At 55.6% G+C, this 16,331-nt stretch carries 13 protein-coding genes and 4 tRNA genes; all 17 read left to right on the top strand.

Features of this window, described 5'->3' with window-relative positions:
- The first annotated feature begins 420 nt into the window (after positions 1-420).
- The 17 genes from birA (at position 421) to rpsG (ending at position 16,305) form a co-directional block, all read left to right on the top strand.
- Positions 421-1,380 (top strand): bifunctional biotin--[acetyl-CoA-carboxylase] ligase/biotin operon repressor BirA, encoded by a 960-nt coding sequence (birA, locus tag AC19YT_RS23000; protein WP_095109695.1) that lies wholly within the window; start codon positions 421-423, stop codon positions 1,378-1,380.
- Positions 1,370-2,119 (top strand): pantothenate kinase, encoded by a 750-nt coding sequence (locus tag AC19YT_RS22995; protein ID WP_095109694.1) that lies wholly within the window; start codon positions 1,370-1,372, stop codon positions 2,117-2,119. Before birA ends, AC19YT_RS22995 begins: the two co-directional genes overlap by 11 nt.
- Positions 2,120-2,126: 7 nt before the next feature.
- Positions 2,127-2,576, top strand: a complete 450-nt coding sequence (locus AC19YT_RS22990; protein ID WP_095109693.1) for a hypothetical protein — start codon at positions 2,127-2,129, stop codon at positions 2,574-2,576.
- A gap of 143 nt (positions 2,577-2,719) precedes the next feature.
- Positions 2,720-2,804, top strand: a tRNA-Tyr gene (locus tag AC19YT_RS22985).
- Between the two features lie 24 nt (positions 2,805-2,828).
- Positions 2,829-2,902: transfer RNA gene (locus AC19YT_RS22980), tRNA-Gly, on the top strand.
- A gap of 26 nt (positions 2,903-2,928) precedes the next feature.
- Positions 2,929-3,004: transfer RNA gene (locus tag AC19YT_RS22975), tRNA-Thr, on the top strand.
- A 145-nt stretch (positions 3,005-3,149) separates the two neighbouring features.
- Positions 3,150-3,225: transfer RNA gene (locus AC19YT_RS22970), tRNA-Trp, on the top strand.
- Between the two features lie 45 nt (positions 3,226-3,270).
- Positions 3,271-3,639: a preprotein translocase subunit SecE gene (gene secE / locus AC19YT_RS22965; RefSeq protein ID WP_009045851.1), complete on the top strand. Its 369-nt coding sequence runs from the start codon at positions 3,271-3,273 to the stop codon at positions 3,637-3,639.
- Between the two features lie 9 nt (positions 3,640-3,648).
- Positions 3,649-4,182, top strand: coding sequence for a transcription termination/antitermination protein NusG (gene nusG / locus AC19YT_RS22960; RefSeq protein WP_003186097.1), 534 nt, complete (start codon positions 3,649-3,651; stop codon positions 4,180-4,182).
- Between the two features lie 117 nt (positions 4,183-4,299).
- Positions 4,300-4,731, top strand: a complete 432-nt coding sequence (gene rplK / locus AC19YT_RS22955) for a 50S ribosomal protein L11 (protein ID WP_003210097.1) — start codon at positions 4,300-4,302, stop codon at positions 4,729-4,731.
- Positions 4,731-5,426, top strand: a complete 696-nt coding sequence (rplA, locus tag AC19YT_RS22950) for a 50S ribosomal protein L1 (RefSeq protein ID WP_003232403.1) — start codon at positions 4,731-4,733, stop codon at positions 5,424-5,426. Before rplK ends, rplA begins: the two co-directional genes overlap by 1 nt.
- 198 nt (positions 5,427-5,624) lie before the next feature.
- Positions 5,625-6,125 (top strand): 50S ribosomal protein L10, encoded by a 501-nt coding sequence (gene rplJ, locus AC19YT_RS22945; RefSeq protein ID WP_095109692.1) that lies wholly within the window; start codon positions 5,625-5,627, stop codon positions 6,123-6,125.
- 78 nt (positions 6,126-6,203) lie between these two features.
- Positions 6,204-6,569, top strand: a complete 366-nt coding sequence (gene rplL / locus AC19YT_RS22940) for a 50S ribosomal protein L7/L12 (RefSeq protein WP_003176432.1) — start codon at positions 6,204-6,206, stop codon at positions 6,567-6,569.
- A 220-nt stretch (positions 6,570-6,789) separates the two neighbouring features.
- Positions 6,790-10,863: a DNA-directed RNA polymerase subunit beta gene (rpoB, locus tag AC19YT_RS22935; RefSeq protein WP_095109691.1), complete on the top strand. Its 4,074-nt coding sequence runs from the start codon at positions 6,790-6,792 to the stop codon at positions 10,861-10,863.
- A 64-nt stretch (positions 10,864-10,927) separates the two neighbouring features.
- Positions 10,928-15,127, top strand: coding sequence for a DNA-directed RNA polymerase subunit beta' (gene rpoC, locus AC19YT_RS22930; RefSeq protein ID WP_095109690.1), 4,200 nt, complete (start codon positions 10,928-10,930; stop codon positions 15,125-15,127).
- A 216-nt stretch (positions 15,128-15,343) separates the two neighbouring features.
- Positions 15,344-15,715, top strand: a complete 372-nt coding sequence (gene rpsL, locus AC19YT_RS22925) for a 30S ribosomal protein S12 (RefSeq protein WP_002555494.1) — start codon at positions 15,344-15,346, stop codon at positions 15,713-15,715.
- A gap of 119 nt (positions 15,716-15,834) precedes the next feature.
- Positions 15,835-16,305: a 30S ribosomal protein S7 gene (rpsG, locus tag AC19YT_RS22920; RefSeq protein ID WP_002555493.1), complete on the top strand. Its 471-nt coding sequence runs from the start codon at positions 15,835-15,837 to the stop codon at positions 16,303-16,305.
- The last annotated feature ends 26 nt before the right edge of the window (positions 16,306-16,331 follow it).

Raw genomic sequence — 16,331 nt, 5'->3', positions numbered from 1 at the left:
GTGAAACGATGCATCGCCGATGGTAGTGTGGGGTTTCCCCATGTGAGAGTAGGTCATCGTCAAGATTAAATTCCGAAACCCCATTTGCGAAAGCAGATGGGGTTTTGTTTTTGCGCGATGGAAAAGTTCGAGTAGCAAAGGCGAAGCTAAGTTGTTGGCTTGCCGCACCACTCTTTGATTTAGGCCGGCATCTGCTCTATTTTTGTATGCCCGCAACTTTCTGGGAGATTGGAAGGCAAGTTGGTCTGTGACGACTGCTGGCGTAGTGGGTGAGTGAAATTGGGGAGTTGTTGTCACATCGTTGGCAGTCGGCTTAGCTACGCAAGATGGGATGCCTGACCACTTCACTCCTCTTGTGATTTCTATGCAATAGGCCGAGGCATGGCTATTATGCGTGCCTCATTGTGAGGCGAGGCTTGCATGCTGACGTTGTTAAAGCTCCTGAAGGATGGTCGGTTTCACTCGGGTGAAGCGCTGGGCGCGATCCTAGGCGTCAGTCGAAGTGCTGTATGGAAACAACTACAGCGCCTTGAATCTGAACTTGGCATGCCTATCCATAGAGTGAGAGGGCGTGGGTACCGTTTAGCTGAGCCGCTGCAGCTGTTGGAGGCTGGCGCCATAATGAGTCTCGCTCATGGGTCCTGCTGGCCGATGTTCATTTCTGATTCTGTTGACTCCACAAATGCCCACGCCTTACGTCTTGTTGAGGAGGGAGTGGTTGCACCATTTCTCGTGCTCGCAGAACAGCAGTTGGCTGGGCGTGGGCGACGTGGCCGCAAATGGGTGAGTCCTTTTGCTCAAAACCTTTATTACAGTCTTGTTCTACGCATCGATGGCGGTCTTCGGCAACTAGAAGGGCTTAGCTTGGTTGTCGGCTTGGCGGTGCTCCAGGCGCTACGTGATTCCGGTGTATCGGAGGCGGGCTTAAAGTGGCCGAATGATGTGTTGGTCGGGCCTAGGAAAATAGCTGGGATTTTGTTGGAGCTGGTCGGTGATCCTGCGGATGTTTGCCACGTCGTGCTTGGTATAGGAGTTAATGCGAACATGCGGGTTGCTGAGGAGGTCGATCAGCAATGGACGTCAATCCGGCTCGAAACGGGTGAATTGGTTGATCGTAATCAGCTGGTGGCTCACTTGGGAGGTGTGCTCCAGAGCTACCTGCTTCGTCATCAGCAGTTTGGTTTTGCGGCGATTCAGGCGGAATGGGAAAAAAATCACCTGTGGCAGGGGTGTGCGGTCTCTCTCGTTGCTGGAGTTAGCCAGATTGATGGCGTCGTACTTGGAATTGATCGGCAGGGGGCCTTGCGCCTGGATGTGGCCGGGGTTGAGAACACATATAGCGGTGGCGAGCTGAGTCTGAGGTTGCGTGATGATACTTGAGCTCGATTGTGGAAATAGCTTCATCAAATGGCGGGTCCTTGAAGCGGACAAGGTGCGAGTGTTTGCCGAAGGCGTCGTTGATTCGGATCTTGCTCTGTTGGTAGGGTTGCATGCCCTCGTGGGGCTCTCATTGGAACATTGCCGCCTGGTAAGTGTCAGGGCTGCGGCGGAGACCGCTAATCTAGTTGCTGTCTTGGTGGACGCCTTTGGTGTCTCTATCGCCTGTGCTGCTCCTGCTCGGGAGATGTCGGGGGTGAAGAATGGCTATGAGGATTTTGAACGCTTAGGGTTGGATCGCTGGCTCGCGATGCTTGGAGGGTTTCGTCTGGCGTCAGGGGCATGTTTGGTGCTCGACTTCGGCACCGCTGCCACGGCGGATTTCATCTGTGCAGATGGTGAGCACCTGGGTGGGTTTATCTGCCCTGGCATGCCGTTGATGCGTCACCAGCTACGAACGCATACACGAAAAATAAGATATGACGATATCGCTGCCGAGCGCGCGCTGGATAGTTTTACTCCTGGTCGCTCAACCGTGGAGGCCGTTGAGCGCGGATGTACATTGATGCTCCGGGGTTTTGTGCTGACCCAGCTTGAGTTGGCCCGCAGCTATTGGGGGGACGATTTTGAAGTATTCCTCACAGGTGGGGATGCGGCGCTGGTCTCGAGCATAGTGCCGAAGGCGAAGGTCGTCCCTGACCTGGTATTTGTCGGCTTGGCGATGGCGTGCCCATTGTCTTGAGGTGTTTATGCGTTGGTTGTTTTTGTTGCTGGTGGTTCTCAATGTCTTCTATTACTTCTGGCATCAGCAGGAGGCGCCGTTAAGGGCGAAAGACGTTATGCCGCTAACGCTGTACCGCGGGTCCCAGCAAGATATTCGGCTGGTCAGTGAGTCGGCGATTACGGGTATGTCGTGGGGGGCAGGTGGCGCGGCGCCGCAAGCCAAAAGTACTTGCCTCTTTGTTGGTGGCTTTGCCAGCTCGCAGGAGGTTCAGTCTTTGGAGCGGCGCCTGGCGGGACTCCAGATTCGGAGTCGACGTGAGTCTGCTGGTTTGGGTGGCGTGATGGGTGTTTGGCTTCGTATTGAGCCTGAAAGTCGTAACCTGTTGGACGATCCGTTGTTGCAGAACCTTGCCAAGGAATTCAATGAGTTAAAACATAAAATAATGCCCTGTGAGGGGGTTGCAACTCAGGAATAGGTTGCATAGAATGGCGCCCGCTCAGCAGTGATGACCTTAACGGGTTGATAGTGTAGAGCGAAGGTCAACGCAGCTAACCTCAGGTTTTTAATGAGAAAATGCTTGACAGAAGGTCGGCGTAATGTAAAATGCCGGCTCGCTTAGGAGGGGTTCCCGAGCGGCCAAAGGGATCAGACTGTAAATCTGACGTCTACGACTTCGAAGGTTCGAATCCTTCCCCCTCCACCATTTTTAGCGTGAGCTGCAAGCTCCGCGGGTATAGTTTAGTGGTAGAACCTCAGCCTTCCAAGCTGATGATGCGGGTTCGATTCCCGCTACCCGCTCCAAGTTTGCAGGTTGTGCGGCGTGTTTTGCTCTTGTAGCTCAGTTGGTAGAGCACACCCTTGGTAAGGGTGAGGTCAGCGGTTCAAATCCGCTCAAGAGCTCCATATGACAAGGCAGATATGAAAATATCTGCCTTTGTTTTAAGGGTTGGATTGGTCGGCTTGCAGGTGATGTTGGGCCGCAGTTCAGCAGTCAAGTGGTTGTAATGTCTTTTTCAGGTCTGCATAATGGTCGGCCTGATTTTGTTTTAGGTCAGTAGCTCAATTGGCAGAGCGACGGTCTCCAAAACCGTAGGTTGGGGGTTCGATTCCCTCCTGACCTGCCAGATTCACTCGGTGTGTCTGGCTTTCTTTTCACAGGATCTTCATAGATGACTCCTAAAGCTGAAGCTCAAGGCTCTCGCTTCGATCTGCTCAAGTGGCTTGTAGTAGTCGCTTTGGTGGTTGTTGGCGTTGTTGGTAATCAATACTATTCCGCCTCGCCGATCCTGTACCGCGTACTCGCCTTGCTTGCTATTGCTGCTGTAGCTGCCTTTGTAGGTCTGCAGACTGCCAAGGGCAAGTCATTCTTTGTGCTGGTAAAGGAAGCTCGTACCGAGATTCGTAAAGTCGTTTGGCCAACTCGCCAAGAAACCACGCAGACCACGTTGATCGTTGTGGCTGTTGTTCTGGTTATGGCGTTGCTGTTGTGGGGTTTGGATTCCCTGCTAGGCTGGCTTGTTTCTTTGATTGTTGGCTAAGGGTGTCCCGTGGCTAAGCGTTGGTACGTTGTGCATGCTTACTCGGGTTACGAGAAGCACGTGATGCGCTCGCTGGTAGAGCGTGTAAAGCTGGCAGGCATGGAAGATGGCTTCGGCGAAATTCTGGTTCCCACTGAAGAAGTGGTTGAAATGCGTAATGGCCAGAAACGCAAAAGTGAGCGCAAGTTCTTTCCTGGTTATGTGCTAGTTCAAATGGATATGAATGAGGGTACTTGGCACTTGGTCAAGGATACTCCTCGCGTCATGGGTTTTATCGGCGGTACGGCTGACAAGCCGGCTCCGATTACCGACAAAGAAGCGGAAGCGATTCTGCGTCGCGTTGCCGATGGTAGTGACAAGCCGAAGCCGAAAACACTGTTCGAGCCGGGTGAAGTTGTGCGTGTCACCGACGGTCCGTTCGCTGATTTCAACGGTACAGTCGAAGAAGTTAACTACGAAAAGAGCCGGATTCAGGTCGCGGTGCTCATTTTCGGTCGCTCTACCCCGGTAGAGCTAGAGTTCAGCCAGGTCGAAAAGGTCTAGCAGAACAAACATCCCAACCCCGCAGCCTTAGGCTGTGGGGTTTTGTCGTCACTGGGATAAACGCGCAAGTAACCGGGGAGCCTTTCGAGGCGTTTGAACCCGTAATTGGAGTGCCTCATGGCCAAGAAGATTACCGCTTACATCAAGCTGCAAGTTAAGGCCGCTCAGGCCAACCCAAGCCCGCCCGTCGGTCCAGCTCTGGGTCAACACGGTGTGAACATCATGGAGTTCTGCAAAGCTTTCAACGCCCGTACTCAGGGTATTGAGCCAGGCCTGCCGACTCCAGTGATTATTACTGTCTATAGCGACCGTAGCTTCACGTTCGAAACCAAGTCGACCCCTGCTTCGGTTCTGCTGAAGAAGGCTGCTGGTCTGACTAGCGGTTCCGCTCGTCCTAACACCGTTAAGGTTGGCACCGTTACCCGTGCTCAGCTGGAAGAAATCGCGAAAACCAAAAACGCGGATCTGACTGCAGCTGATATGGATGCAGCCGTGCGTACCATCGCCGGTTCTGCTCGTAGCATGGGCCTTAACGTGGAGGGTGTGTAATGGCTAAGCTGACCAAGCGCCAAAAGGCTATCGCCGGCAAAATCGAAGCAGGCAAGGCCTACAACTTTGTAGACGCCGCCGCTCTGCTGACTGAGCTGTCGACTGTCAAGTTCAGCGAGTCCGTAGACGTTGCTGTAAATCTGGGTGTTGACCCGCGTAAATCCGACCAGGTCGTTCGTAGCGCAACTGTGCTGCCACACGGTACTGGCAAGACTGTACGCGTTGCTGTCTTCACCCAAGGCCCGGCGGCTGAAGCTGCTCTGGCCGCTGGCGCCGATCGCGTTGGCATGGATGATCTGGCTGCCGAAATGAAAGGCGGCGACCTGAACTATGACGTCGTTATTGCTTCCCCGGATGCAATGCGTGTTGTAGGTCAGTTGGGTCAAATCCTCGGCCCGCGCGGCCTGATGCCCAACCCTAAAGTTGGCACCGTAACGCCAGACGTAGCTACCGCGGTTAAAAACGCCAAGGCTGGTCAGGTTCGTTATCGCACCGACAAAAACGGCATCATTCACACTTCCGTTGGCAAGGTTGGTTTCGACGCCGTCAAGCTGAAGGAAAACGTTGAAGCCCTGATCGCTGATCTGAAGCGTATCAAGCCAGCTTCCTCGAAAGGCATCTACGTCAAGCGCGTTACCCTGAGCACCACTATGGGCCCAGGTCTGGTCATCGACCAAGGCTCGCTGGACGTATAAGACACAGGTTGGCATGAGTCATCGTGCCAATTGAAAGATTGGGGTCCCTGCCTGGCGGGGGCTATCCAAGACCGTAGGCGACGCAAGTCTTAAACCTCAAGCCTACGCAGATGGTGCTCCCGGTTCCTTACCGAATCAGACACCAAAACGACATCCGGCTCCGGTTGGATGAAACGGTAACAAGCAGGAGTTAAACCCGTGGCAATTAATCTCGAAGACAAGAAGGCCATCGTCGCTGAAGTCAACGAGGCTGCCAAAGCTGCTCTGTCCGCTGTCGTGGCTGATGCCCGTGGTGTGACAGTAGGCGCTATGACCGGACTCCGTAAAGAGGCTCGTGAAGCTGGCGTTTACGTACGTGTTGTACGTAACACCCTGCTCAAGCGCGCTGTTGCGGACACTGAATACAGTGTTCTCAATGACGTGTTCACCGGCCCGACCCTGATTGCGTTTTCCAAGGATCATCCAGGCGCTGCTGCCCGTTTGTTCAAGGAATTCGCCAAGGGTCAGGATAAGTTCGAGATCAAGGCAGCTGCGTTCGAGGGCAAGTTCCTCGCAGCTAACCAAATCGACGTACTGGCAACACTGCCGACCCGTGACGAAGCTATTTCGCAGCTGATGAGCGTGATTCAAGGCGCTACCAGCAAGCTGGCTCGTACTCTGGCTGCAGTTCGCGAACAAAAAGAAGCTGCAGCAGCCTAAGGCTGAGCATTTTCTCTCGCGTATTTTTGTTTATTTCGATGGCCGCGTAGGCCGTCCCCCAATTCAGGAAATACAGCAATGTCTATCTCCCAAGACGATATCCTCAACGCCGTAGCTGAAATGTCGGTTCTGCAGGTTGTTGAGCTGATCAAAGCTTTCGAAGAAAAATTCGGCGTTTCCGCTGCCGCTGCTTCTGCTGGCCCAGCTGTTGCTGCTGTTGCTGCTGAAGAGCAAACCGAATTCAACGTCATGCTGCTGGAAGCTGGCGAGAAGAAAGTAAACGTAATTAAGGCAGTACGTGAACTGACCGGTCTGGGCCTGAAAGAAGCCAAGGCTGTAGTTGACGGCGCTCCTGCCCAGGTTCTGGAAGCTGTATCGAAAGACGCAGCTGACAAAGCCAAAGCAACTCTGGAAGAAGCAGGCGCTAAAGTCGAGCTGAAGTAAGCATCGACTTTGCGTCTCCAGCCCAAGCGTTAAGCGAAAGGCTGATGGCTGGTGGCTCTTGCCACCGGCCTTTTTCCGTTATTGGCAATCGACTCGGTCGTCGCCATTAACGTGCGGTAACCACCCGATGCGGTGGCGCAGACCATGGGGTTTGCACGATTTTCTGGCTGCTCCCGTCGGGAGGGGCCAAACAAGCAGGTGACCAAGCTGGGGAACGCTGATGGCTTACTCATATACTGAGAAAAAACGTATCCGCAAGGACTTTAGCAAGTTGCCGGACGTCATGGATGTCCCGTACCTTCTGGCTATCCAGCTGGATTCGTATCGTGAATTCTTGCAGGCGGGAGCGACCAAAGATCAGTTCCGCGACGTGGGCCTGCATGCGGCCTTCAAATCCGTTTTCCCGATCATCAGCTACTCCGGCAATGCTGCGCTGGAGTACGTCGGTTATCGCCTGGGCGAACCGGCATTTGATGTCAAAGAATGCGTATTGCGCGGTGTAACTTACGCCGTACCTTTGCGGGTAAAAGTGCGCCTGATCATTTTCGACAAAGAGTCGTCGAACAAAGCGATCAAGGACATCAAAGAGCAAGAAGTCTACATGGGTGAAATCCCCCTGATGACTGAGAACGGTACCTTCGTAATCAACGGTACCGAACGTGTAATCGTTTCCCAGTTGCACCGTTCCCCTGGCGTGTTCTTCGACCACGACCGTGGCAAGACGCACAGCTCCGGTAAACTGCTGTACTCCGCGCGCATCATCCCTTACCGCGGTTCGTGGTTGGACTTCGAGTTCGACCCGAAAGACTGCGTGTTTGTGCGTATCGACCGTCGTCGCAAACTGCCTGCGTCGGTACTGTTGCGTGCCCTGGGTTACACCACCGAGCAAGTGCTCGATGCGTTCTACACCACCAACGTATTCCATGTGCAAGGTGAGAACCTCAGCCTGGAGCTGGTGCCTCAGCGCCTGCGTGGTGAAATTGCTGTCCTCGACATTCTCGATGACAAGGGCAAGGTTATTGTCGAGCAGGGTCGCCGTATTACCGCTCGCCACATCAACCAGCTGGAAAAAGCCGGGATCAAGGAGCTGCAAGTGCCTCTGGACTATGTCCTGGGCCGCACTACTGCCAAGGTCATCGTGCATCCGGCCACCGGTGAAATCCTGGCCGAGTGCAACACCGAGCTGAACACCGAGATTCTGGCCAAAATCGCCAAGTCTCAGGTTGTCCGCATCGAGACGCTGTACACCAACGACATCGACTGCGGTCCGTTCGTTTCCGACACGCTGAAGATCGACTCCACCAGCAACCAATTGGAAGCGCTGGTCGAGATCTATCGCATGATGCGTCCAGGCGAGCCGCCAACCAAAGACGCTGCCGAAACTCTGTTCAACAACCTGTTCTTCAGCCCTGAGCGTTATGACCTGTCTGCGGTCGGCCGGATGAAGTTCAACCGTCGTATCGGTCGTACCGAGATCGAAGGTTCGGGCGTGTTGTGCAAGGAAGACATCGTTGCTGTGCTGAAGACCCTGGTCGACATCCGCAACGGTAAAGGCATCGTCGACGACATCGACCACCTGGGTAACCGCCGTGTTCGCTGCGTAGGCGAAATGGCTGAGAACCAGTTCCGTGTTGGCCTGGTGCGCGTAGAGCGTGCGGTCAAAGAGCGTCTGTCGATGGCGGAAAGCGAAGGCCTGATGCCTCAGGACCTTATCAATGCCAAGCCTGTGGCTGCGGCAGTGAAAGAGTTCTTCGGCTCCAGCCAGCTTTCGCAGTTCATGGACCAGAACAACCCGCTCTCCGAGATTACCCACAAGCGCCGTGTCTCCGCACTGGGCCCGGGCGGTCTGACCCGTGAGCGTGCTGGCTTTGAAGTGCGTGACGTACACCCGACGCACTACGGTCGAGTTTGCCCGATCGAAACGCCGGAAGGCCCGAACATCGGTCTGATTAACTCCCTGGCGGCCTACGCGCGCACCAACCAGTACGGCTTCCTCGAGAGCCCGTACCGTGTGGTGAAAGACGCTCTGGTAACCGACGAGATCGTGTTCCTGTCCGCCATCGAAGAAGCCGATCACGTGATCGCTCAGGCCTCGGCCACGATGAACGACAAGAAAGTCCTGATCGATGAGCTGGTGGCTGTTCGTCACTTGAACGAGTTCACCGTCAAGGCGCCGGAAGACGTCACCCTGATGGACGTATCGCCCAAGCAGGTAGTTTCGGTTGCTGCGTCGCTGATCCCGTTCCTGGAACACGATGACGCCAACCGTGCGTTGATGGGTTCCAACATGCAGCGTCAAGCTGTACCGACCCTGCGCGCTGACAAGCCGCTGGTAGGTACCGGCATGGAGCGCAACGTTGCCCGTGACTCCGGCGTTTGCGTCGTGGCTCGTCGTGGTGGCGTGATCGACTCTGTTGATGCTAGCCGTATCGTGGTTCGTGTTGCCGATGACGAAGTTGAAACTGGCGAAGCCGGTGTCGACATCTACAACCTGACCAAGTACACCCGCTCGAACCAGAACACCTGCATCAACCAGCGTCCGCTGGTGAGCAAGGGTGATCGCGTTCAGCGTAGCGACATCATGGCCGACGGCCCGTCCACCGATATGGGTGAACTGGCGCTTGGCCAGAACATGCGCATCGCGTTCATGGCATGGAACGGCTTCAACTTCGAAGACTCCATCTGCCTGTCCGAGCGTGTGGTTCAAGAAGATCGCTTCACCACGATCCACATCCAGGAACTGACCTGCGTGGCACGTGACACCAAGCTTGGGCCTGAGGAAATCACTGCGGACATCCCGAACGTGGGTGAAGCCGCACTGAACAAGCTGGACGAAGCCGGTATCGTTTATGTAGGTGCTGAAGTCGGCGCAGGCGACATTCTGGTCGGTAAGGTCACTCCGAAAGGCGAGACCCAACTGACTCCAGAAGAAAAACTGCTGCGTGCCATCTTCGGTGAGAAAGCCAGCGACGTTAAAGACACTTCCCTGCGTGTGCCAACCGGCACCAAGGGTACTGTCATCGACGTGCAGGTCTTCACCCGTGACGGCGTTGAGCGTGATGCTCGTGCCCTGTCCATCGAGAAGACTCAGCTCGACGAGATCCGCAAGGACCTCAACGAAGAGTTCCGTATCGTTGAAGGTGCGACCTTCGAGCGTCTGCGCTCCGCTCTGGTCGGCCACAAAGCCGAAGGCGGCGCGGGCCTGAAGAAAGGTCAGGAGATCACCGACGAAGTGCTCGACGGTCTTGAGCATGGCCAGTGGTTCAAACTGCGCATGGCTGAGGATGCTCTGAACGAGCAGCTCGAGAAGGCTCAGGCCTATATCGTTGATCGCCGCCGTCTGCTGGACGACAAGTTCGAAGACAAGAAGCGCAAACTGCAGCAGGGCGATGACCTGGCTCCAGGCGTGCTGAAAATCGTCAAGGTCTACCTGGCAATCCGCCGCCGCATCCAGCCGGGCGACAAGATGGCCGGTCGTCACGGTAACAAAGGTGTGGTGTCCGTCATCATGCCGGTTGAAGACATGCCGCACGATGCCAATGGCACGCCGGTAGACGTCGTTCTCAACCCGTTGGGCGTACCTTCGCGTATGAACGTCGGTCAGATCCTTGAAACCCACCTGGGCCTCGCGGCCAAAGGTCTGGGCGAGAAGATCAACCGCATGATCGAAGAGCAGCGCAAAGTCGCTGACCTGCGCAAGTTCCTGCACGAGATCTACAACGAGATCGGCGGCCGCAACGAAGAGCTGGACACCTTCTCCGACCAGGAAATCCTGGACCTGGCGAAGAACCTGCGCGGCGGTGTACCGATGGCCACTCCGGTGTTCGACGGTGCCAAGGAAAGCGAAATCAAGGCCATGCTGAAACTGGCTGACCTGCCGGAAAGCGGCCAGATGCAGCTGACTGATGGCCGTACCGGCAACAAGTTCGAGCGCCCGGTTACCGTTGGCTACATGTACATGCTGAAGCTGAACCACTTGGTAGACGACAAGATGCACGCTCGTTCTACCGGTTCGTACAGCCTGGTTACCCAGCAGCCGCTGGGTGGTAAGGCGCAGTTCGGTGGTCAGCGTTTCGGGGAGATGGAGGTCTGGGCACTGGAAGCATACGGTGCTGCATACACTCTGCAAGAAATGCTCACAGTGAAGTCGGACGATGTGAACGGCCGGACCAAGATGTACAAAAACATCGTGGACGGCGATCACCGTATGGAGCCGGGCATGCCCGAGTCCTTCAACGTGTTGATCAAAGAAATTCGTTCCCTCGGCATCGATATCGATCTGGAAACCGAATAACACGTGACGCGAATCGAGAGCGTGGCAGTGATGCCCGCTCTCTGCTCCGCCAGGAGGAAAGGCCTTGAAAGACCTACTGAATTTGCTGAAAAACCAGGGTCAAGTCGAAGAGTTCGACGCCATCCGTATTGGGTTGGCATCGCCTGAGATGATCCGTTCGTGGTCGTTCGGTGAAGTTAAAAAGCCGGAAACCATCAACTACCGTACGTTCAAACCTGAGCGTGACGGCCTGTTCTGCGCCAAGATCTTTGGCCCGGTAAAGGATTACGAGTGCCTGTGCGGTAAGTACAAGCGCTTGAAGCACCGTGGTGTGATCTGCGAGAAGTGCGGCGTTGAAGTTGCGCTGGCAAAAGTTCGCCGTGAGCGCATGGCGCACATCGAACTGGCTTCGCCGGTTGCCCACATCTGGTTCCTGAAGTCACTGCCGTCGCGTATCGGCTTGCTGATGGACATGACCCTGCGTGATATCGAACGCGTTCTCTACTTCGAGAGCTACGTCGTTATCGATCCAGGCATGACCACTCTTGAAAAAGGTCAGCTGCTCAACGATGAGCAGTACTTCGAAGCGCTGGAAGAGTTTGGCGACGATTTCGATGCCCGCATGGGTGCCGAGGCTGTGCGCGAACTGCTGCACGCTATCGACCTGGAACACGAGATTGGTCGTCTGCGTGAAGAAATTCCGCAAACCAACTCCGAAACCAAAATCAAGAAACTGTCCAAGCGTCTGAAGTTGATGGAAGCCTTTCAGGGTTCCGGCAACCTCCCAGAGTGGATGGTGCTGACCGTTCTGCCGGTTCTGCCGCCAGACCTGCGTCCGCTGGTACCGTTGGATGGCGGCCGCTTCGCGACTTCCGACCTCAACGACCTGTACCGCCGCGTTATCAACCGTAACAACCGCTTGAAGCGTCTGCTCGACCTGTCCGCTCCGGACATCATCGTGCGCAACGAAAAGCGTATGTTGCAGGAAGCGGTTGACGCCTTGCTCGACAACGGCCGTCGTGGCCGTGCGATCACCGGTTCGAACAAGCGTCCTCTGAAATCCCTGGCTGACATGATTAAGGGTAAGCAGGGTCGTTTCCGTCAGAACTTGCTCGGTAAGCGTGTTGACTACTCCGGTCGTTCGGTAATTACCGTGGGCCCGACCTTGCGTCTGCACCAGTGCGGTCTGCCGAAGAAGATGGCTCTGGAACTGTTCAAGCCGTTCATTTTCGGCAAGCTTGAAATGCGTGGCCTCGCGACCACCATCAAAGCGGCCAAGAAAATGGTCGAGCGCGAGCTGCCAGAGGTTTGGGACGTTCTCGCTGAAGTGATCCGCGAACACCCGGTTCTCCTCAACCGTGCACCGACCCTTCACCGTCTGGGTATCCAGGCGTTTGAACCGGTACTGATCGAAGGTAAGGCTATCCAGCTGCACCCTCTGGTCTGTGCTGCGTACAACGCCGACTTCGACGGCGACCAAATGGCCGTGCACGTACCGCTGACACTGGAAGCCCAGTTGGAAGCGCGTGCGTTGATGATGTCGACCAACAACATTCTGTCGCCAGCCAACGGTGAGCCAATCATCGTTCCGTCGCAGGACGTTGTATTGGGTCTGTACTACATGACCCGTGAAGCGATCAACGCCAAGGGCGAAGGTCGTGTGTTCGCTGACCTGCAAGAAGTTGACCGTGTATTCCGTGCCGGCGAAGCCGCACTGCATGCCAAGGTCAAAGTGCGGATCCACGAAACCGTCAACGACCGTGATGGCGGCAGCGTGAGCAACGTTCGTATTGTCGACACGACTGTCGGCCGTGCACTGTTGTATCAAGTTGTGCCAAAAGGTCTGTCGTACGACGTCGTCAACCTGCCGATGAAGAAAAAGGCGATCTCCAAGCTGATTAACCAGTGCTACCGCGTGGTTGGTTTGAAAGAGACCGTGATTTTCGCTGACCAGTTGATGTACACCGGTTTTGCTTATTCGACCATTTCCGGCGTTTCCATCGGTGTTAACGACTTCGTTATCCCGGATGAAAAAGCCCGCATCATCAGTGCTGCCACTGATGAAGTGAAAGAGATCGAGAGCCAGTATGCCTCTGGCCTGGTAACCCAGGGCGAGAAGTACAACAAGGTGATCGACCTTTGGTCCAAGGCCAACGACGAAGTCTCCAAGGCAATGATGGCCAACCTCTCGAAAGAGAAAGTCATCGACCGCCATGGCGTTGAAGTCGATCAAGAATCGTTCAACTCGATGTACATGATGGCCGACTCGGGTGCGCGGGGTTCTGCTGCGCAGATCCGTCAGCTCGCCGGTATGCGTGGCCTGATGGCCAAGCCGGACGGCTCCATCATCGAAACGCCGATTACCGCGAACTTCCGTGAAGGTTTGAGCGTACTCCAGTACTTCATCTCCACTCACGGTGCTCGTAAAGGTCTGGCGGATACCGCGTTGAAAACCGCTAACTCCGGTTACCTGACTCGTCGTCTGGTAGACGTTGCACAAGACTTGGTCGTGACCGAGATCGACTGCGGCACCGAGCACGGCCTGCTGATGACTCCGCACATTGAAGGCGGTGATGTAGTTGAGCCTTTGGGTGAGCGCGTACTGGGTCGAGTCATCGCCCGCGACGTATTCAAGCCAGGTACCGAGGACGTTATCGTTCCTGCCGGCACCCTGGTGGACGAGAAGTGGGTCGAGTTCATCGAACTCAACAGCATCGACGAAGTGATCGTTCGCTCGCCGATCAGCTGCGAAACCCGCTACGGCATTTGCGCCAAGTGCTACGGCCGTGATCTGGCCCGTGGTCACCAGGTGAACATCGGTGAAGCGGTCGGCGTAATCGCTGCCCAGTCCATCGGTGAGCCGGGTACCCAGCTGACCATGCGTACGTTCCACATCGGTGGTGCGGCAAGCCGGACCTCCGCAGCCGACAGCGTTCAGGTGAAGAATGGCGGTACCGTCCGTCTGCATAACCTCAAGCACGTTGAGCGAGTGGATGGTCACCTGGTGGCTGTATCCCGTTCCGGTGAGCTGGCCATCGCTGATGACTTCGGTCGTGAGCGTGAGCGCTACAAGCTGCCATACGGCGCCGTGATTTCGGTTAAAGAAGGTGACAAGGTCGACGCTGGCGCAATCGTGGCCAAGTGGGATCCGCACACTCACCCAATCGTTACCGAAATGAAAGGTACCGTGACCTACGTGGGCATGGAAGAAGGCATCACGATCAAGCGTCAGACTGACGAATTGACCGGTATGACCAACATTGAAGTACTTGACGCGAAAGATCGTCCAGCTGCTGGCAAGGACATCCGTCCAGCCGTGAAGATGGTCGACGACAACGGCAAGGATCTGTTGCTGCCAGGCACTGACGTAATCGCTCAGTACTTCCTGCCAGCCAACGCCCTCGTCGGTGTGGCGGACGGTGCGCGGATCGCGATCGGTGATGTAATCGCTCGTATCCCGCAAGAGACCTCGAAGACCCGTGACATCACCGGTGGTCTGCCGCGTGTTGCCGACCTGTTTGAAGCCCGTCGTCCGAAAGAAGCCTCGATTCTGGCTGAAGTCAGCGGCACCATCGCGTTCGGTAAAGAGACTAAGGGCAAGCGCCGTCTGGTCATTACCCCGAACGATGGTACCGACCCGTACGAGGAGCTGATTCCGAAGTGGCGTCACCTGAACGTCTTCGAAGGCGAACAAGTGAACCGCGGCGAAGTTATCTCCGACGGTCCGAGCGACCCGCACGACATCCTGCGTCTGCTGGGTGTGAGTGCATTGGCCAAGTACATCGTCAACGAGATCCAGGATGTTTATCGCCTGCAAGGCGTGAAGATCAACGACAAGCACATCGAGACCATCCTGCGTCAGATGCTGCGTAAAGTTGAGATCGCTGAATCCGGCGATTCCAGTTTCATCAAGGGCGACCAGATGGAACTGACTCATGTACTGGTAGAGAACGAGCGTTTGAGCGCAGAAGACAAATTTGTCTCCAAGTTCACTCGCGTACTGCTGGGTATCACCAAGGCGTCGTTGTCCACCGAATCGTTCATCTCGGCGGCTTCCTTCCAGGAAACCACTCGCGTACTGACCGAAGCGGCGGTAACTGGCAAGCGTGACTACCTGCGCGGCCTGAAAGAAAACGTGGTTGTGGGTCGTTTGATCCCGGCCGGTACCGGCCTGGCCTATCACAGCGAGCGCAAGCGCCGCCGTGATGCTGACAAGCCGCTGCGCGTGAGCGCCAGTGAAGTGGAAGCTGCACTGACCGAAGCGCTGAACTCTAGCGGTAACTGAGTTCTGCGATAAATAAGGCCGGGCCCTGGCAGCTCCGTTCGTCGGGTCGAGACATTCATGTCCCGGCACGAAGGGTGGAGAGGTCGGGGCCTTGCCTTGACTGGGGGCAAGATCCTCTTTAGACTCTTGTACCCCTAAATTTGGCGGGAACTCGTTCCTGCCATTTTGCTTTTCTTGCAAGACAATAGCGTCGCAAGACAACAGTGGAGCTAGTAGATGGCAACTATCAACCAGCTGGTACGTCAGCCGCGTAAGCGTATCGTCGAGAAATCCGACGTGCCTGCGCTGCAGAACTGCCCGCAACGTCGTGGCGTATGCACCCGTGTGTATACCACCACGCCGAAAAAACCTAACTCGGCACTGCGTAAAGTATGCCGTGTGCGTCTGACCAACGGTTTCGAGGTTTCCTCGTACATCGGCGGTGAAGGCCACAACCTGCAAGAACACAGCGTGGTACTGATCCGTGGCGGTCGTGTAAAAGACTTGCCGGGTGTTCGTTATCACACCGTACGCGGCTCTCTGGATACTTCCGGCGTTAAAGGTCGTAACCAGGGCCGTTCGAAGTACGGTACCAAGAAGCCTAAGTAGTAGCGGCTTTTTGTAAAAACTGAACCATCTTATTTTCTGAGTCGATAAGAGTAAGGTCGGAGGCGTCCCGAAAGGGCACCGATTCCGAGCGAACCTGAAGACCGTTTGAGGGCTTATCCATGCCAAGAAGACGCGTAGCAGCCAAGCGCGAAGTGCTTGACGATCCAAAATACGGAAGCCAAATCCTGGCCAAGTTCATGAACCACGTAATGGAGAGCGGCAAAAAAGCCGTTGCCGAGCGTATCGTTTATGGCGCGCTGGAAAAGGTTAAAGAACGCAAGAACAGCGACCCCCTGGAAATCTTCGAGAAAGCTCTCGACGCCATCGCTCCGCTGGTCGAAGTGAAGTCGCGCCGTGTAGGCGGTGCTACTTACCAGGTTCCGGTCGAAGTTCGCCCGTCCCGTCGTAACGCTCTGGCAATGCGCTGGTTGGTAGACTTCGCCCGTAAGCGCGGCGAGAAGTCTATGGCCCTGCGTTTGGCTGGCGAACTGTTGGACGCTGCTGAAGGTAAAGGTGCTGCAGTTAAGAAGCGTGAAGACGTGCACCGTATGGCTGAAGCTAACAAAGCTTTCTCGCACTACCGCTTCTAATTTCAGCGCTACTCATTTTGCGAGGG

The sequence above is a fragment of the Pseudomonas sp. MF08875 genome (assembly GCF_059862525.1).
This window is presented reverse-complemented; position numbering and strand designations above follow the sequence as displayed.